Consider the following 17,933-nt stretch of genomic DNA (forward strand, 5'->3'; position numbering starts at 1 on the left):
AATTATTTACTATAATGCTTAAAATCTTTATGTTCTACTTTTTCAAGTGTTTCTTTTGGTAATGATTTAAAGTACTCATAAGTAATTTTCAACCCTTCGCTACGTGATACTTTAGGCTCCCAGTTCAAAATAGCCCTTGCTTTGGTAATATCCGGTTGGCGTTGCTTAGGGTCGTCTGTTGGTAATGGCCTGCCCTCCAATTTCTGATCGGTACCCGTAAGCTTAATAATTTCTTCGCCAAATTGGCGGATGGTGATCTCGTCGGGATTTCCAATATTAACAGGTTGAGCATAATCACTAAAAAGCAGACGATAAATGCCTTCTATAAGGTCATCAACGTAGCAGAAAGAACGGGTTTGCGATCCGTCTCCAAACATTGTCAAAGGCTCGCCACGTAGGGCCTGGCCAATAAAAGCGGGTAGTACACGGCCATCATTAAGGCGCATGCGGGGGCCGTAGGTATTAAATATGCGTACTATGCGCGTTTCTACACCATGAAAAGTATGGTAAGCCATAGTTATAGCTTCCTGAAAACGTTTAGCCTCGTCATAAACGCCCCGCGGGCCTACGGGGTTAACATTGCCCCAGTATTCTTCGGGCTGCGGGTTAACGTTCGGGTCGCCATATACTTCAGATGTTGACGCAATTAGCATACGTGCATTTTTTGACCTTGCCAGACCTAACAGGTTATGCGTACCTAATGAACCCACTTTAAGGGTTTGGATAGGTATTTTTAAATAGTCTATCGGACTTGCAGGCGATGCAAAGTGCAATATATAATGCAGGTCTCCGGGCACATGCACAAAATTAGAAACATCGTGATTATAAAATTCAAAGTTTTCCAGTTTGAACAGATGTTCAATGTTTCGAAGATCTCCGGTTATCAAATTATCCATGCCAATAACATGATAATCTTCCTTAATAAATCTATCGCAAAGGTGCGATCCTAAAAAGCCGGCTGCACCGGTAATCAATATGCGTTTACGAGCCATAATTTGCTTTGTGGTGTCCGATTTTATACGCGGCTATTCAATGTAATGTTGCCGCTAAGATACTTATTTAGATTAAAGATTTAATAAATAGAAGCACGTATGAAAATTGATTTTATATTTTTACACGTAAACTATTACGAACTCTTTAATTTTTTTATAATTCCTTTTGTATTTTAAATCGCAATTAAGGTGCATTGATTTAAATTTTTTGATTCGTTTGGAACTAAGATAGTAATTTAGCATTAATGTTGCTCCTTTATAATACAACCATTCATATTTATTATATGCTGATCTGTTTGGCATCCTTATTTAATAATAAGGCTGCTTTATGGTTGCGTGGGCGCAAACATCAATCAATTAAGCAGCACAAAAAAAGTTTGTGGTTCCATTTTGCGTCGTTGGGCGAGTTTGAGCAAGGCAGGCCCGTGCTTGAACAGCTGAAAGAACAATATCCTGGGCATGAAATTGTTGTTACATTTTTTTCGCCTTCCGGTTATGAAGTTAGGAAGAATACCCCCCTTGCCAACGCAGTTTATTATTTGCCTTTCGATACAGCTGCCAATGCCCGCGATTTTATCTCAAAAATAGACCCTGCTTTAGCTGTTTTTACCAAGTATGAGTATTGGTATCACTTTTTTGCTGAGCTAAACCAGCGCCGGGTGCCGTTGTATATTATATCTGGTATATTCAGGCCCGGTCAGGTATTTTTTAAATGGTATGGCGCGCTGCATCGTAAGATGCTGCATTTTGTAAATTATTTTTTTGTCCAGGATGAGCGATCTGTACAATTGCTGCGCGAGGTAAATATTACTAATGCCGCCGTTAGCGGCGATACCCGCTTTGACCGGGTTTGGGCCAATGCCCAGCAGCCTAAAAACATTTCCCTTATTGATAAATTTAAAAACGGGCAAAAGCTGTTCATTGCCGGCAGTACCTGGCCGGCTGACGAAGCATTGTTGGTTGATCTGCTAAAACAATATCCCGAATGGAAATTTGTTTTTGCGCCGCATGAGATAGGAGAGGACAAGATAAGCGGCTTAATTAAACTGCTACCTGCAGGTAAAACCCTCAAATACTCACAGATTGAATCTCACATCTTACATCTCAAATCTCAAGTCTTAATAATAGATAACATTGGCATGCTATCGTCGCTTTACCAATATGCGGATTTAGCGTACATCGGCGGCGGATTTGGTGCAGGTATACATAATACGCTTGAGGCCGCGGCCTTTGGCTTGCCGGTAATATTTGGCCCTAAATACAAACGTTTTAAAGAGGCCTGCGACTTAATAGCTGAGGGGGCCGGTTTTACCATTGCCAATGAATATGAACTACAGAGCGTTACCAAAAGTTTAATGAATGATGCCGTCGCTTTAACTTCGGCCGCTCGGAAGGCCCAGGTTTATGTGCAGCAAAATATTGGCGCTACCCAAAAAATAGTTGATCATATTACCTCGCAAAAATCGCTGTAAAGAGCATTACTTATGCTTCGGGCCCATAAAAAAGGTCAACTCACCACCACTCATTATGTCATCATGATTTAAAAATAACGCGCTAACGGGCTTACCGTTGAGCAGTAGTTTTTGCACATATACATTCTTATCGCTTTGGTTATTTACCTTAATGATTAAGGTTTTGCCTTTACCCACTTGTATCAGTGCACCATTAACCGCAGGGCTGCCCACAGCATACTGATCTGATCCCGGTGCTACAGGATAAAAGCCAAGCGAACTAAAAACGTACCAGGCACTCATTTGCCCGGTATCGTCATTGCCGCCCAAACCATCAGGGGTTGGCCTATACATTTTTGGTAATATCATGCGGATGCGCTCCTGCGTCTTCCAGGGCTTGTCTGTCCAGTTATACAAGTAAGCCACATGGTGTGATGGTTCGTTGCCATGCACATAGTTGCCGATGATGCCGTCGCGCGTAATGTCTTCCGTCTCTTCAAAAAATTTATCGGGCAGGTGCATGGTAAATAATGAATCAAGATACCTAACAAAGCGCTTGTTGCCACCCATCAGATTGATCAGTCCCGCCGGGTCATGCGGAACAAACAGGGTATAGTTCCAGGCGTTACCCTCAATAAATCCCTGACCAATGGTTGTAAGCGCATCAAACTTTTTACGAAAACTGCCATCATCCAATCGCGGATGCATAAAGCCCGTAGCGGGATCATAAACGTTTTTATAATTCATTGCCCGTTTGCTAAACTCCTCGTAGATCGCTGTGTTGCCCAGCTTTTTTGCCATTTGCGCAATGCACCAATCATCATAAGCATATTCCAACGTAGAAGATACCGAATTGCCATCCCGCTCATCAGGAATATACCCTCTATCCATATATAAACCTATGTTCATGTATTTACGGCCCCGAGCGGTGGTTACGCAAGCTTCTAAAGCGGCATCGGCATCAAAAGGAGCGTTACCCTTTACAACGGCATCAGCAATAACAGCAACGCTGTGATAGCCGCTCATACACCAGTTCTCGTTGGCGGAGTTTGACCAAACAGGCAAAAAATGCTCAGGGCTTTGCTGATAATGGGCCAACATAGAACGCACCATATCCGCATTGCGTTCAGGTTCAATAATATTAAACAGCGGGTGTAATGCCCGGTAGGTATCCCACAAACTAAATGTAGTGTAGTTAGTGAAACCTTCGGCACGGTGAATGTTTTGATCAATGCCTTTGTACCGGCCATCAACATCCATATAAACCGTCGGGTTAATAAGGGTATGGTATAAGGCAGTGTAGAAATTCTCTTTAGTTTCCTGGCTACCTGCAATTTCAATTTTGTGCAGTTCTTTCTCCCACAACCGCTGCCCGTCTGCTCTTACCTTATCAAAGTCCCAACCGGATACCTCTGCGCGCATATTGTTCAAGGCACCTTCCATGCTTACCGGCGATAAAGCTACTTTGATGTTTATTTTTTCGCCCTCGTTAGCTTTAAAATCGAAGTAGGCTTTAATCTGCTTACCCGCAATTTCGGGGAAATTTTTTCTTTGATCAAACCTGCCCCAAAACCCGCCATAAACATTACGCGGCGTATAATTAGCAAAGCCATGCGAGATAAAGGGCTTAGAAAACGTGATAGCAAAATACTGCGTACGGGTACGCGCCCAACCATTGGTTTGGCGGAAACCAATAACCGTTGTATCATTCACCACGCGCAGGTAGGTCCACACATTTTTATCGGGGTAATTGTAAATGCCAGCCATCATATCCAATACAATATGCGCGCTGTCTGTTTTTGGGAAAGTATACTGATGAAAGCCTACACGGGTACTGGTGGTCATTTCGGCCGTAATGTTATATTCATCCAGCTTTACTTTATAATAATTGGCTTCGCTAATTTCGTTCTGGTGTAAGAACGGCGAGCGGTAACCGCTATGCGGCACATCCGCCCTGCCGGGATTCAGCTTAAGCTTGCCGATGGTAGGCATGATCAATACATCACCCAGATCTGAATGTCCCGTGCCGCTAAAATGAGTATGACTAAAGCCTACTATGGTTTTATCGTCATACTGATAACCAGCGCAATATTTGTATACCTCCGGGTTGTATTTGCCGTTCAGATCGTAACTAACGGTATCAGTTTCGGGGCTTAATTGAACCATACCGAAGGGGACGGTGGCACCCGGAAAGGTATGCCCCATGCGCTGGGTGCCCACAATGGGTTTAACGTATTGTACAAGGCGGGTTTGAGCATTAGCAACAAAGCCCGAAAGGGCAATGCAGATAAATATGAATTGCTTCATGAGGATACGATCAGTTAATGTGGCGTAAATATAAGACTAAGATTTAAAGGATGAATACGATGGTAGGATCAAGTTGACAATGCCGCACCCTTTGGTTAATTGCGAGTTTTGAAAATCTGTTTTCGCAATCTAAAAAGTTAAATAGATTAATGATAAGCTTCTGAGTGAGCGTTTCATTTAACATTATAATTCCTTAATTTTATAACATTCTGATTATCAAAATTATATATAGTAATTGCAGCTAAAAAAACTGACTTAAAAGTAGTTTCAGGGCGTTTTATACCCTACTGGTAACCACTTGAAAATAAACGTAATAACAAAAAAAGCGTTTCATACGTTTCGCCCGTTTTATATATTTTGTGAAACGATACGCCTGACTCTTTCTACATTGTAGCAGGTTTGTAGCAGGGTATAGCACCCTACCTGCTATGCTACACTTAACTATAATGTTTGCTAAATTACATGCCCCTAACAACCTAAGCCATCTAAACTTGTTATATTTACATAATACGCCGAAGTGGCAGGTTTTACATAGCTTGTAACAACGGTACGTGTTTTGTAATCTAATTTCAAAAAACATCAATAGAAAATGAAAAAGTTACTCACAGCAATATTAGTAATAGTAGGTGCAATGTCTTTAAGCTCATGCAGCTATAACAGTATGGTGCAACTGGATGAGAATGTTAAAGGCAAATGGGGTGCGGTACAAACCCAATACCAGCGCCGTGCCGACTTGATACCTAACCTGGTAGCAACTGTAAAAGGCGCCGCTGATTTTGAAAAAAGCACTTTAACTGCAGTAATTGAGGCCCGCGCCAAGGCTACTTCTGTTCAAGTTGATCCAACTAAATTAACGCCTGAGTCTATACAGCAATTTCAGGCAGCACAGGGTCAGTTAAGTTCTGCTTTGGGCAGGTTACTGGCAGTTTCAGAAGCTTATCCGCAGTTAAGAGCTAATGAGAGCTTTATGGGCCTGCAGGCGCAGTTAGAGGGTACTGAAAATCGTATTACCGTGGCTCGTAAAGACTTTAACGATGCTGTGCAGGATTTCAATACTAAAATACGCAAGTTCCCGGCTAATTTAACTGCTAAAATGTTTGGCTTTACCGAGAAAGGTTACTTCCAGGCCGAAGCCGGATCAGACAAAGCGCCTACTGTAAAATTTTAATCTATTGAGTGAATGAGTGAGTTAATGAGTACCGCTTTCGGCATTCAGCAATCGCTAATTCACTCAATCACTAATTGTATCAATGAGCCTATTTAACGACGACGAACAGCAGCAGATAAGCGATGCTGTAGCTAAGGCGGAAAAAAACACCTCGGGCGAGATTCGCATCTGCGTGGAAAAAACCTGCAAAGATGAAGTGCTTGACCGCGCTGCTAAATATTTTTATCAGCTTGATATGGATAAAACCAAATTGCGCAATGGTGTGCTAATCTACTTAGCTACTGTTGACCGCAAGTTTGCCATTATTGGCGATAAAGGTATAAACAAAATGGTTCCGGTTGATTTTTGGGATACCACGAAAAACGAGATGCTGGAGCAGTTTAAGCAAGGCAACTTAATTGAAGGAATAGTAATAGGTATTACCCGTGCCGGCGAAAAGCTGGGTACATTTTTCCCTTGCGCAACCGACGATGTAAATGAGATATCGGACGATGTGGCATTTATGGACGGTGAATAAACGTAAACTCATGTTTAAAAAACTTCTGATATTTTCTGGTCTTCTTTTGATGGGCTTGTTCTCTTCCGCGCAGGATTTCCCGCCAAAATCAAACACGCTGGTAACCGACTATACCAACACCCTATCTACTGTTGAAAAACAGCGTTTGGAGGATAAGTTGGTTGTGTTTGATGATTCTACCTCTACGCAAATAGCAGTTGTAATAATGCATTCTATTGGCGATTATGATGTAAACGAATACGCTACCGGGTTAGGCCGCAAATGGGGAGTGGGGCACGAGGGTAAAAATAACGGTATAATGGTGTTGGTTGCCAAGGATGACCGCAAACTTTCTATACAAACCGGCTATGGCGTGGAAGGTGCTTTGCCCGATATTATTACGCAGCAGATCCGCGTAAAAGAAATGAATCCCCGCTTTAAGGAGGGTGATTTTTATGGCGGGCTGGATGCCGGTACCGATGCTATTATTAAATACACTAAAGGCGAATACAAGGCCGACGCCAAACCTGCCAGGGTTAAAAATAACGATGGCAATGGCTCGCCAATAGGAATTATAGTAGTTATAGTTATAATTATATTGATTGCCATTTTCCGCAAAGGCGGCGGTGGTGGGGGCCAAATAATTGGGCGGCGCGGCAGCGCAAGCCCGCTGTGGTGGATGTTGGCAGGTTCCCTGATGAATAGTGGTAATAATCGTGGCGGCGGTGGTTTTGGAGGTTTCTCAGGCGGTGGTGGTGGTTCTGGCGGCGGTGGCTTCGGTGGTTTTGGCGGGGGCAGCTTCGGCGGTGGCGGTTCCGGCGGGAGCTGGTAGCTTTTACTTAATTTTTATATAAATGTATCGAGATATGGTGGTGGATGAGATGCGTAAAATGGCGCTGATCCTAGCTAAATTAATGGGCATAAAGGCTCAAGGTACCCAACAGGAATTCACCAAAGAGTTTGAGAGTATTCTTTCAGAAGAATATAATACCGAACTGGAGGCGCTGCTTGTTTTAAATGAAGAACAGTTTAAAGAACTGATCACCTCCGGTAAATACAACTCAGAGAAGCTAAACGCTTTAAGCCAAATGCTATATATGTTTGCCGAGCCTTTTAAAAACGACCGAGAAACCGATTTGCTGCTAAAAAAAGTACTGGCTATTTTTGAACTTTTAGAAGAAAAATATCATTTTCAGTCTCTTGACAACATTGCAAAACGAAATACTATATACAGGTATTTTGAAATAAACTATGAATAACAATTTAAAGTGGACACTGCTTAGTTCACAATATATACATAAAGGCCCCTGGGCCACTTTACGTGCGGACAAATGCGAAATGCCCGATGGGCGTATTGTTGATGAGTATTTCGTTTTAGAATACCCCAATTGGGTAAACGCGGTGGCGGTTACTCAAGAAGGCAAGATCCTAATGGTAACACAGTATCGCCACGCCGCTAATATAGTTTCGTTAGAGATACCGGGAGGTGTTATTGATGGTGATGAAAGACCCGAAGAGGCTATGCGCCGCGAACTGCTGGAAGAGACCGGCTACCAATTTGATAATGTGGAATCCTTATGTACAATTTATGCTAATCCATCTACAGCTAACAATAAAACCTTTTGCTACCTGGCCACAGGTGGCGTTAAGGTGCAGGAACAGGCATTAGATGAACACGAAGAGTTGGTGATTGAAGAATATACCATTGATGAGGTTAAGCAATTGTTGGCTGATAATAAGATAGTGCAGGCCCTGCATTGTACAGCTTTGTTTTATGCTTTGGCTAAAATGGGCAAGTTGTAGTTTTAAAAGCTTGCTGTCAGATTGAGCTCTAACCGTCAGTAAACGTTTGCATATCTATTAGCTTACGATATAAGCCATTATGCAGTATAAGCTGTTGATGTGTGCCTTGTTCAATAATCTTTCCGCTCTCCAGCACTACAATAATGTCTGCGCTTTGGATAGTGCTTAATCTGTGGGCTATAATAAGCGATGTGCGGTTCTTCATCAGGTTGTTCAGCGCGTCCTGCACCAGTTTTTCCGATTCAGTATCCAGCGCTGACGTAGCCTCATCTAAAAGCATAATGGGTGGATTATTCAAAACTGCGCGAGCTATGCAAACGCGCTGCCTCTGCCCTCCGGATAGTTTTGCACCTCTATCGCCAATATTAGTTTGGTAGCCTTGCTCGGTTTCCATTATAAAATTATGGGCGTTGGCTATGCGCGCGGCTTCTTCAACCTGCTGGGGGCTAACATCCGTTTTGCCAAAAGCAATGTTGTTATAAATAGTATCGTTAAAAAGAATGGAATCCTGGTTAACTATGCCCATTAAATCCCTTAGGGAATGCGCTGTAACTTGTTTAAGACTGGTGCCGTCAATCAATATGCTACCCCCTTGCGGATCCATAAAACGGGGAATCATATCCATCAGGGTTGATTTACCCCCGCCCGAAGGCCCAACTAAGGCGATGGTTTTCCCTTTAGGAACGATAAGGTTTATATCAGACAATACCGTTTTATCGCTGTAGGCGAATGATACATTTTTAAATTGAATTCCTTCGTTAAATCCGGTGAGCGTAACGGCATCCGGCGCGTCGGTAATAAGTGGTTTTTCGTCTATTAGTTCCAGCACCCTTTCGCCTGCGGCGATGCCCGAGTGTATGTTACTAAATGAGTCAGACAGGGCCTTGGCCGGGCGCATAACCTGAGAAAATATGGCGATATACGCGATGAAATCTCCGCCCGACAGGGTAGAAGTACCGTCTAATATCATCCCCCCACCATACAAAACAATACCAGATACCATTAGAACGCCCAGCGTTTCTGATACAGGAGAGGCCGACTGCTGCCGTTTTGCCATAGAACGTAGTATGGACGAATACCGCTTATTTTCGTCGTTAAAGCGCTGTTTAATAAATTCTGAGGCGTTAAAGGCTTTAATAATACGCACCCCCGAAAGCGCCTCGTCCAGGTAGCTTATCATGTTGCCAAACCTTTGTTGCGATTCAACTGCCTGGGCCTTTAGCCGCTTAACAATGCGCGATATGATGAAGCCGGATACTGGTACAACAAGAAGCGAGAAAAAAGTGAGTTTGGGGCTAATCAGAAATAAAGTAACTATATAGAATATTAATTGCACAGGTTCTTTAAAAACCACTTGTAACGTGCCGGTAACCGAGTATTGAACAACGGTTACGTCTGAAGCTACTTTTGATATAATGTCGCCTTTTCTTTCGTTGTTAAAAAAACCAAGATGCAGATCCATCACGTTGTCAAACACGGCCTTTCGCAAATTTAAAAGCGTATGCAACTTCAGGTTTTCCATAATTCGCTGCGATGCGTATCGGAAAATATTGCTTAGAATAACTGATCCCACAATAATCCCGCAAACTACCTTCAAAGCAAACTTGCCATTGTAAGTTGTTATAAGATCCTGCACAAAGAATTTAAACATACCCATTATATCAAGCCATGATTTGGGTTTTACTATTGCCGCTACCTCTGTTACACCGGCTTTTGTATCAGAGAACAACGTCTCCATCAACGGCGCTAAAAGCGCAAGGTTAAGTGTGTTAAATAAAATGGCAAAAAGGGTAACAATTACATAAGGTATAGCAAATTTTTCAATTGGCTTGGCAAAGGAGAGTAGTCTGAAATAAGTCTTCATTTAAAAATTAATGCTGCAAAACTATGCAAATTACAGCCTATTGCTGCATAACCTGTTTGTAAACATTTATAGTTTGCTTTAAAGTATTATCAAAATTAAACAAGCTTAACCGTTGCTTACCTTTTGTTCTTAACTCTGATTGCAGGGTTTTATTACTTATAACGGCATCAATAGCTGCAGTTATTGATTGTTTACTCATTGGATCAAAGTACTGTGCTGCATTGCCCCCAACCTCGGGCAATGATGATGTATTACTCATAATTACCGGGCAGTTATTGGTAAAAGCTTCTAAAACCGGCAAGCCAAACCCTTCATAAAGCGATGGATAAATAAATGCCTCTGCCTGGCTATAAAGAGCGGCCAACTGTGCATCGCTGGCTGATATTTGCTGTATGCGATCGGTTATATCAATACTATTAAAAAGTTGGTGTTCGGCTGCTGTAAAATCGCCGCCTCCCGAGCAGATGAGCTGCAAATTATATTTTAACAGCAAGGGTGCCGTAGCCTCAACAAACAACTCGAAATTTTTGTAACCAGCCCTGTCGCCAACAAATAGTACATATTTATAGTTTACTTCAATCCGGTGCGAAGAGATACTATCATCGCTTAATTTATAACCATGATATATAACAGTTATCTTATCATCAGGTATAGAATAAAATTTTTGGAGATCGCGTTTGGTGCATTCTGATATGGCAATGATATGATCAGCTTTATTAATAACCTGTCTTTTATATCCTGCCGTTAAAGCATCCTGCTTTGCAAAATAATGCGGATACAGCTCATGTATCATATCATGCACAGTTATAACAAAAGGCTTTTTAACCGAATCTAAAAAATAGGGATTATAATAGGTGGGGTGAAAAACATCATAATCGCCTTGCCTTAACAGGTGTCTGCAATACCATTTATTGTACTTATTACGGCGTGATTGCTTTTTTATGATAGGTTCAAGCAATCCTCCCGCGGGCAAACTTTTTTTATTGATGTAAGCGTTATGCGTAAACACCAAACCCAATTTGGATTCTACATTAGTCTTAGCACGTAAACCATAATGCAGATTAGCGAAATACCTGGATATTCCGCCATATTTTTGGTTTGAAAAAGTTTGATGATCAAAAAGTATTTTCATGTATTGATGTAAAATCATAACATGGCAAAGCCATACGCCCTTTAAAGCAGCCTGCAAATATCAAAATAAAGTACGGGTTTAGGATGTTTTATTACGGCGTGCTAAACACCCGTACTTGTTTACTTATTACTATTTCTTTTTACCAATAGACGAGTCGTCTTTTGAGGCTGATTTTTTACCGGCCTGATAGTCTGAAGTAGATGTTTTACCGCCAACAGTTGGGGCTTTTTTTACATTTTTCATGCCTTTGTCTTTGCTCATGATGTTAATTTTTAAATTGTTAAATAGGTTGTATAATATAGGAAAGCGTAGTCGGGATAAAATGTAAAAAAAAAGCACCCCGGAAGCCGGGATGCCTACACGTAATTAATGTTTTATGATTAAATAACTTTAACGTTTATGGCGTTAAGGCCTTTTTTACCTTCTTCTACATCGTATTGTACATGATCATTTTCGCGGATCTCGTCTATTAAACCCGATGCGTGAACAAAAATATCACTTCTGTTCTCGCTTTGTGAAATGAATCCAAAACCCTTTTGGTCGTTGAAAAATTTCACTGTTCCTTCTTTTTGCATTTGTCTTAACTTTAATAAGTGAGCAAGGTACGCATTAAGATTGGTTCATTTTTACCTTTGGTAAAATATTTTAACAATTTGTTAAATATTGCATATGCCTGTTAATGGCTATTATTAAGTAAGGGTAACAAAAAAATAGCCACCTGGTCAGAGGTGGCTGTAGTAATTATGATCAGTTAATCAGAGGATTAAAATTTAAACCCGAATGCAAGCTGTAAGGCCTGATGTTTGTATTCGGGCACATAAGTGTTACCATTGGCATTAGTACCTTTCAAATCAATGGCATATCGCGCGTTAAGGTTAACGTGTGTGTTAAGGTCTATTCCTGCACCTATAACCCCGGCGAAAAACGTTTTTACACCGCTGTATTGGTAAAAACTACGCAAAGATTCATCAAAACCTTCATTATAACGGTTGCTTGACGATAGCAGGTAAGACAACTGCGGGCCGGCAAATACATTGAAGTTACGGCCTGCCTTCAGCTTAACATAAACAGGTATGTCCATAAACTGCGAACGTTGGCTAAACCTACCTGACTGCGTGGTGGCGGCGTAGCCCTTTTGCGAATAAAGTGCCTCGGCATCAATTGAAAGCAGGTTAGAAACGGGATGGTTATAGGTAAAGCCCATGCTAAAGCCTGCCGTAGCACCTGTATCGTAATTGCTTTTTGAGGATGGTATGGCATTTGAAAACGCTGCGCCCATAGTAAAGCCAAAACGCGGCCTGAAAGAATCGTCAAAATCTCCACGTGCTCCAAAAAATTGTTGTGCACTGGCGTTAGCAGTAATAAATAACCCAATAATTAAATAGAGAGCTTGTTTCATAATATTACAATTTACTATCGTTAAATTATACTGTTATAAAGTCTCTCTGCGCAGAAATTAATGTTGTATACGATGTTTATGACAAAGAGTTGCACCAGTCTGTATTTTTTTAAATTACTTTTGAAAAAGGATATGAGATCATTAAAAAGAAATTCAGCTTTCGGCATTTTTATAACTATTCTATTTTTTGCAAATACTTTGTTTGCTCAACAGAAAACCTATATTCAACTATTGAGTCAGCCCAATCAATGGGTTGATTCTGTTTACAACAAACTCAATAAAAAGCAACGGATAGCCCAGTTATTCTTCGTTCGCGCGCATACTAATAAGGGTAAAAAATACGAAGATTCTGTAGCTAAAGTTATTCATAATCAGCATGTCGGTGGTTTAGTATTCTTTCAGGGCGGGCCTGGTAGGCAGGCTAATCTGATAAACCGCTACCAGCGCGAAAGCAGGGTGCCCCTGTTAATAGCACAAGATGGAGAATGGGGAATTGGTATGCGGCTGGATTCAACACTTTTATACCCCTATCAAATGACGCTTGGCGCCATACAGGGCGAAAGTTTGATCTATAAAATGGGCCAGCAAATAGCTTATGATTTTAAGCGCCTGGGTATGCATATGAATTTTGCGCCTGTTATGGACGTGAATAATAACCCCAATAATCCGGTAATTAACTACCGGTCTTTTGGCGATAATAAATATAACGTGGCAAGTAAAGGGCTTGCTTACCTAAAAGGCATGCAAAGTGCGGGACTGTTAACTGCTACAAAGCATTTTCCGGGGCATGGTGATACCAATGTAGATTCTCATTACGATTTGCCATTGCTGCCATTTTCACGGCAACGGCTGGATTCGTTGGAGCTATACCCTTTTAAGCAGGCTATTGAAGCAGGTGTTAGCGGAGTTATGATTGCCCACATGGCTATACCGTCTTTAGATGATACTAAGAATCTGCCATCCACTTTATCGCGCAGGATAGTTACCAACCTGTTAAAAGACTCATTAGGTTTTAAAGGACTGGTTGTTTCTGATGCTATGGAGATGCAGGGCGTTATTAAATATTTTCCTGATGGTGAGGCTGAGCTTAGAGCCTTTATGGCGGGTAATGACATTATTGAGTTGTCAATGGATTCTAAAGAAGCTATTCATAAAATATTAAAAGCCATGCGCCATCATCAATTACCCATTGAAGAGTTTGAGACGAAGGTAAAAAAAGTGCTGATGGCCAAATACTGGGTGGGGCTTAATAAACGGCAGGACGTGAATGTTGATAATGTGGTGGCTGATCTGAACCGCCCTGCAACTAAGGAATTGATAGAACAGTTAAGTAATGCCGCTGTAACGCAATTGCGCGGCAGCTCCCGCGATCTGCAGCTAAATCCACTTTTACGTACCGCCATAATTGGCGTAGGCGTCACCAATCCTGCGGCATACGAAATTGAACTAAGGCGCTGGTACCCTAACAGTACGCTTTTTTTAGTGAACAAAAGCACGCCTGTTGACGAGCTGAATGCGATAGTTAAAAGTTTGCAAGAGTACAGCCAGGTATTTGTGGGCGTGCACGATACCCGCACGCGCCCACAAAGTAAATTGGATTATAGCGCAGGTGTAACACAATTTATAGCTGGATTAACGGCGCACGAGAATACGGTTATCAGCTTTTTTGCTAACCCCTACGCAATAGCAGGTGTAACAGGTATTGAAAAGGCGCGCACGCTATTGCTCTGCTATCAAAACAGCGAGGAGATGCAGCAAGCAGCCGTAAAGGCAATTACACAACAAATTAAGCCAATGGGTAAATTACCTGTTAGTATAAATGAGTTTTTCCCTACAGGAGCGGGGCAGGTGGGGTTGTAGGAAACCAAACCGTCATGCCGAATTTATTTCAGCATACCATTATTCAGGAGAACTCTTGAAAGGGATCATCAGAAAAGTTTATAAAACTATCTTGCGTAAATGCGGTGTGGGATGCCGAAATAAATTCGGCATGACATTCGTTTAATTTTAACAATGCCCTGCCATTTTCTATCTTTATTCTCCTATGCAAACCGATCCCACTAAATACAATATAAAATTCCAAGAGGCACTGGCGGGTTTAAACCCTGAGCAGTTGGCTGCCGTTAATAAAATGGATGGCCCGGTGCTGGTTATTGCCGGCCCCGGTACAGGCAAAACACAAATACTGGCCGCCCGTATCGGTAAAATACTAACCGACACCGATGCCCTGCCCAGCGAAATTTTATGCCTTACTTATACCGATGCAGGAGCGGTTGCCATGCGCAAACGGTTGTTCGAGTTTATTGGGCCAGATGCTTACCGGGTTAATATCTATACTTTCCATGCGTTTTGTAATGATGTTATCCAGGAGAACCTGGAGTATTTTGGAAAGCTCAATCTGGAACCCCTATCAGACCTTGAGTCGGCCACGCTTTTTCGCGAATTGGTTGACGAAATGCCTAATGATCATCAGCTAAAGCGTTTTACCGGCGATACTTATTATGATGTGCCCCGGTTAAAAAATCTTTTTTCTGACATGAAGCGCGAAAACTGGGACGAGGCATACATGGCTAAGGCTATTAATGAGTACATAGAAGATCTTCCCAACCGCGAGGAATTTATTTATAAGCGCGCCAATGGCCCAAGAGGAATTAAAGCAGGCGATCCTAAGCAAAAAGATATAGACGCGGCAAAGGAAAAAATGGCCACCCTGCTTGCCGCGGTGGCAGAATACCAGCGTTACTCCACAAAAATGAAGGACCTAAGCCGGTATGATTATGACGATATGATCATGTGGGTGATAAAGGCCTTTCGCGAAAACGGTGAGATCTTGCGCCGCTATCAGGAAAGATATCATTACATATTGGTAGATGAGTTTCAGGATACCAGCGGTTCACAAAACGAGTTGCTTAAGTTTTTGCTGAACTATTGGGAAACACCTAACGTTTTTGTGGTGGGTGACGATGATCAGTCTATCTACAAATTCCAGGGTGCCAACATGAAAAACATCCTTGATTTTGCTGGTGATTACGTAAGCACACTGTCTACAGTGGTGTTAAAGCACAACTATCGCTCAAATCAACATATTCTTGATATTTCAAAGGTGCTTATCGCCAAAAATAAAGAACGCTTAACAGTACAGCTGGCGCTCGATAAGGATCTGCGCTCGTCGCATAGCCGTTTTCGGGAAGAAATTGTTGTGCCTGTAATGCGCGAGTACAATAACGCCGATCAGGAACTGGTTGATGTGGCAATCAACATAAAACACCTGGTTCAATTGGGCACGCCGCCCGGCGAAATTGCGGTAATTTATCGTAACCATGCGCAGGTTGAGGACCTGATACAGTTTTTAGATGCGCATAAAATAGCAGTTAACACCCGCCGTAAAATTGATATACTCACCGCTCCGTTTGGCGAAAAGATCATTAACATCTTGCGGTACCTGGCTATGGAGCTGGATTCGCCGTACAGTGGCGATGAGTTGTTGTTTGAGATTATGCACTATGATTTCTTTAGCATCCCGCCGATAGAGATAGCCAAAGTGAGCGTTGCGGTATCAAAAGAGAACTTTAGCACCTCAGCCAACAATCAGCCAAAAACATCAATGCGACGTTACATTACCGAGATGCGGGCCCCTGCGCAGCCCGGTCTTTTTGATAATGGCAGCCATACAGAGATGAAGTATTTCATTAATAACATTGAGTTGCTGCTTACGGAGGCCACCAGTGTTACCCTACAGCAGCTTTTTCAACAGGTGATATCAAAAATGGGGATCCTGCGGTATATCATGCAGCAGACTGACAAAGGATCGTACATGCAGATGCTGACCAACTTTTTCGATTTTCTGAAGGATGAAAGCCGGAAATTGCCTGAGATTAAGCTACGTGATCTGTTGGAGATAATTGATTTGATGAAGCGCAATAAAATCAGAATGGAGCTTAACAGGGTGATCTATTCGGACAACGGCGTTAATTTTTTAACCGCCCACGGATCAAAAGGCCTGGAGTTTGAACATGTGTTTTTTATTGGATGCGACAAAAAAACCTGGGACGGCAAAGGCCGCAGTAATAGCTTTACTTACCCGGATACGCTAACACAGGCACCAACCGATGAAGTTGCTTTGCGGGAGGAAGCCCGCCGCTTATTTTACGTGGCCCTTACGCGTGCAAAGCAGCACCTGGTAGTATCTTATTCTGCTAAAGACAAAAACGGCAAAGATCAGGAAGCTTCGCAATTTATAGGTGAGATATTGGCAGAGACGGATATTGTTCCGCAGCATCCTTTAGTGCACGAAAGCGCAATGCTTGAGTTTTACGCCACACGCTTTAACGAAGCAGATAAACCCAAAGTGCAGTTGCTGGATACCAATTACATTAACCAGCTGCTGCAAAACTATACACTATCTGTAACGCATCTGAACAACTACTTAGATTGCCCGCTACGTTTCTATTTTCAGTGTCTTATTCGGGTGCCATCAGGTAAAAGTCCATCGGCTACTTTTGGGCAGGCCGTACACTGGGCGCTCAATAAAGCGTTTAGATGGCTTAAGGACGATGACGATAATTTCCCGTCTACCGAACAGTTTATGAAGGAGTTTAGGTGGTACATGTACCGCAACCGCGACTCGTTTACCAAAGAGGAGTTTAAACTGCGTAATGATTATGGCGAAAAGATTTTACCACCATATTATGAGCAGAACATTTTAGTATGGAACAAATTTGCGGTAACAGAACGCCCTATAAAAAACATTGAGGTTGAAGGGGTGCCTATAAAGGGAAATTTGGACAAAATTGAGTTTGTAGGTAAACATGCAACCATTGTTGACTATAAAACAGGCAAAGTAAAAAACGCGCTTAAAAAATTAAAGGGGCCGGATGATGAGCAACCCAACGGGGGAGATTACTGGCGCCAGGCTGTTTTATACAAGATATTGATTGATAACGACCGCAGTAATGATTGGGAAGCAACCACTACCATTTTTGATTTTGTAGAGCCTGATGGAGATGACTATCGCAAGGAAAAAGTAGTGATAAGTCCTGAGGATATTGATACAGTAACAGAGCAAATAACCACAGTTTACCAAAAAATACAGGTGCATGATTTTAACACCGGCTGCGGTAAAAAAGAATGCGATTGGTGCCACTTTGTGCGCAGCAATTTTGCACAGGCGGAAGGGGTATTGATTAGTGAGGAAGAGGAGGAATAAAGACCCTTTACGTCATTTTTAGCGATAGCGAAGAATCTTATACGCTGTGCTACAGGCGCAAGGTTTGTGTACAAGATTCTTCGCTATCGCTCAGGATGGCAGTTAACTTTTAGCT

At 42.1% G+C, this 17,933-nt stretch carries 15 protein-coding genes; 8 read left to right on the forward strand and 7 right to left on the reverse strand.

Features of this window, described 5'->3' with window-relative positions; translation table 11 throughout:
• Window positions 1-2 precede the first annotated feature (2 nt).
• The gene (locus ACVW2L_RS00160; protein ID WP_457125919.1) at window positions 3-992 is read right to left on the reverse strand and encodes a UDP-glucuronic acid decarboxylase family protein; all 990 of its coding nucleotides are present in this window, start codon (window positions 990-992) and stop codon (window positions 3-5) included.
• A 245-nt stretch (window positions 993-1,237) separates the two neighbouring features.
• On the opposite strand from ACVW2L_RS00160, the gene ACVW2L_RS00165 reads away from it, so the two are divergent.
• Entirely contained in the window at window positions 1,238-2,464 is a 1,227-nt protein-coding gene (locus ACVW2L_RS00165) for a 3-deoxy-D-manno-octulosonic acid transferase (RefSeq protein WP_457125920.1), read from the forward strand.
• 6 nt (window positions 2,465-2,470) lie between these two features.
• Here ACVW2L_RS00165 and ACVW2L_RS00170 read toward each other — a convergent pair whose 3' ends face one another.
• Window positions 2,471-4,750: a GH92 family glycosyl hydrolase gene (locus ACVW2L_RS00170; protein ID WP_457125921.1), complete on the reverse strand. Its 2,280-nt coding sequence runs from the start codon at window positions 4,748-4,750 to the stop codon at window positions 2,471-2,473.
• A gap of 589 nt (window positions 4,751-5,339) precedes the next feature.
• Between ACVW2L_RS00170 and ACVW2L_RS00175 the strand changes: the two genes are divergently transcribed.
• The 5 genes from ACVW2L_RS00175 (at window position 5,340) to ACVW2L_RS00195 (ending at window position 8,217) form a co-directional block, all read left to right on the forward strand.
• A complete protein-coding gene (locus ACVW2L_RS00175) occupies window positions 5,340-5,918 on the forward strand; it encodes a LemA family protein (protein WP_457125922.1) in 579 nt (192 codons plus the stop codon).
• Between the two features lie 82 nt (window positions 5,919-6,000).
• On the forward strand, window positions 6,001-6,435 hold the full coding sequence (locus tag ACVW2L_RS00180; protein ID WP_457125923.1) for a TPM domain-containing protein: 435 nt from the start codon (window positions 6,001-6,003) through the stop codon (window positions 6,433-6,435).
• Between the two features lie 10 nt (window positions 6,436-6,445).
• Entirely contained in the window at window positions 6,446-7,246 is an 801-nt protein-coding gene (locus ACVW2L_RS00185; RefSeq protein ID WP_457125924.1) for a TPM domain-containing protein, read from the forward strand.
• 22 nt (window positions 7,247-7,268) lie between these two features.
• The gene (locus ACVW2L_RS00190) at window positions 7,269-7,673 is read left to right on the forward strand and encodes a hypothetical protein (RefSeq protein WP_457125925.1); all 405 of its coding nucleotides are present in this window, start codon (window positions 7,269-7,271) and stop codon (window positions 7,671-7,673) included.
• Entirely contained in the window at window positions 7,666-8,217 is a 552-nt protein-coding gene (locus tag ACVW2L_RS00195) for an NUDIX hydrolase (RefSeq protein WP_457125926.1), read from the forward strand. The genes ACVW2L_RS00190 and ACVW2L_RS00195 overlap by 8 nt, the downstream gene beginning before the upstream one ends.
• Window positions 8,218-8,245: 28 nt before the next feature.
• On the opposite strand, the gene ACVW2L_RS00200 is transcribed toward ACVW2L_RS00195, so the two are convergent.
• The 5 genes from ACVW2L_RS00200 to ACVW2L_RS00220 all read right to left on the reverse strand — a co-directional run bounded on the left by ACVW2L_RS00200 (window position 8,246) and on the right by ACVW2L_RS00220 (window position 12,612).
• A complete protein-coding gene (locus ACVW2L_RS00200) occupies window positions 8,246-10,081 on the reverse strand; it encodes an ABC transporter ATP-binding protein (RefSeq protein WP_457125927.1) in 1,836 nt (611 codons plus the stop codon).
• 37 nt (window positions 10,082-10,118) lie between these two features.
• A complete protein-coding gene (locus tag ACVW2L_RS00205) occupies window positions 10,119-11,213 on the reverse strand; it encodes a glycosyltransferase family 4 protein (protein WP_457125928.1) in 1,095 nt (364 codons plus the stop codon).
• Window positions 11,214-11,342: 129 nt separating this feature from the next.
• Window positions 11,343-11,474, reverse strand: coding sequence for a hypothetical protein (locus ACVW2L_RS00210; protein WP_457125929.1), 132 nt, complete (start codon window positions 11,472-11,474; stop codon window positions 11,343-11,345).
• Between the two features lie 119 nt (window positions 11,475-11,593).
• Entirely contained in the window at window positions 11,594-11,788 is a 195-nt protein-coding gene (locus ACVW2L_RS00215; RefSeq protein ID WP_457125930.1) for a cold-shock protein, read from the reverse strand.
• A 188-nt stretch (window positions 11,789-11,976) separates the two neighbouring features.
• Window positions 11,977-12,612, reverse strand: coding sequence for a porin family protein (locus ACVW2L_RS00220; RefSeq protein WP_457125931.1), 636 nt, complete (start codon window positions 12,610-12,612; stop codon window positions 11,977-11,979).
• Between the two features lie 132 nt (window positions 12,613-12,744).
• Between ACVW2L_RS00220 and ACVW2L_RS00225 the strand changes: the two genes are divergently transcribed.
• Together ACVW2L_RS00225 and ACVW2L_RS00230 are read left to right on the forward strand one after the other, a co-directional pair.
• Entirely contained in the window at window positions 12,745-14,472 is a 1,728-nt protein-coding gene (locus ACVW2L_RS00225; protein ID WP_457125932.1) for a glycoside hydrolase family 3 protein, read from the forward strand.
• 184 nt (window positions 14,473-14,656) lie between these two features.
• Window positions 14,657-17,818, forward strand: a complete 3,162-nt coding sequence (locus tag ACVW2L_RS00230) for an ATP-dependent DNA helicase (protein WP_457125933.1) — start codon at window positions 14,657-14,659, stop codon at window positions 17,816-17,818.
• Window positions 17,819-17,933: the final 115 nt, after the last annotated feature.

This window comes from Mucilaginibacter sp. HD30 (assembly GCF_054061755.1).

Coding starts and splice junctions, on each gene's coding strand:
- ACVW2L_RS00170 (WP_457125921.1), bottom strand. CDS start 4,750: ATGAAGCAATTCATATTTATCTGCATTGCCCTTTCGGGCTTTGTTGCT.
- ACVW2L_RS00225 (WP_457125932.1), top strand. CDS start 12,745: ATGAGATCATTAAAAAGAAATTCAGCTTTCGGCATTTTTATAACTATT.
- ACVW2L_RS00165 (WP_457125920.1), top strand. CDS start 1,238: ATGTTGCTCCTTTATAATACAACCATTCATATTTATTATATGCTGATC.
- ACVW2L_RS00175 (WP_457125922.1), top strand. CDS start 5,340: ATGAAAAAGTTACTCACAGCAATATTAGTAATAGTAGGTGCAATGTCT.
- ACVW2L_RS00215 (WP_457125930.1), bottom strand. CDS start 11,788: ATGCAAAAAGAAGGAACAGTGAAATTTTTCAACGACCAAAAGGGTTTT.
- ACVW2L_RS00205 (WP_457125928.1), bottom strand. CDS start 11,213: ATGAAAATACTTTTTGATCATCAAACTTTTTCAAACCAAAAATATGGC.
- ACVW2L_RS00200 (WP_457125927.1), bottom strand. CDS start 10,081: ATGAAGACTTATTTCAGACTACTCTCCTTTGCCAAGCCAATTGAAAAA.
- ACVW2L_RS00230 (WP_457125933.1), top strand. CDS start 14,657: ATGCAAACCGATCCCACTAAATACAATATAAAATTCCAAGAGGCACTG.
- ACVW2L_RS00210 (WP_457125929.1), bottom strand. CDS start 11,474: ATGAGCAAAGACAAAGGCATGAAAAATGTAAAAAAAGCCCCAACTGTT.
- ACVW2L_RS00220 (WP_457125931.1), bottom strand. CDS start 12,612: ATGAAACAAGCTCTCTATTTAATTATTGGGTTATTTATTACTGCTAAC.
- ACVW2L_RS00180 (WP_457125923.1), top strand. CDS start 6,001: ATGAGCCTATTTAACGACGACGAACAGCAGCAGATAAGCGATGCTGTA.
- ACVW2L_RS00160 (WP_457125919.1), bottom strand. CDS start 992: ATGGCTCGTAAACGCATATTGATTACCGGTGCAGCCGGCTTTTTAGGA.
- ACVW2L_RS00195 (WP_457125926.1), top strand. CDS start 7,666: ATGAATAACAATTTAAAGTGGACACTGCTTAGTTCACAATATATACAT.
- ACVW2L_RS00190 (WP_457125925.1), top strand. CDS start 7,269: ATGTATCGAGATATGGTGGTGGATGAGATGCGTAAAATGGCGCTGATC.
- ACVW2L_RS00185 (WP_457125924.1), top strand. CDS start 6,446: ATGTTTAAAAAACTTCTGATATTTTCTGGTCTTCTTTTGATGGGCTTG.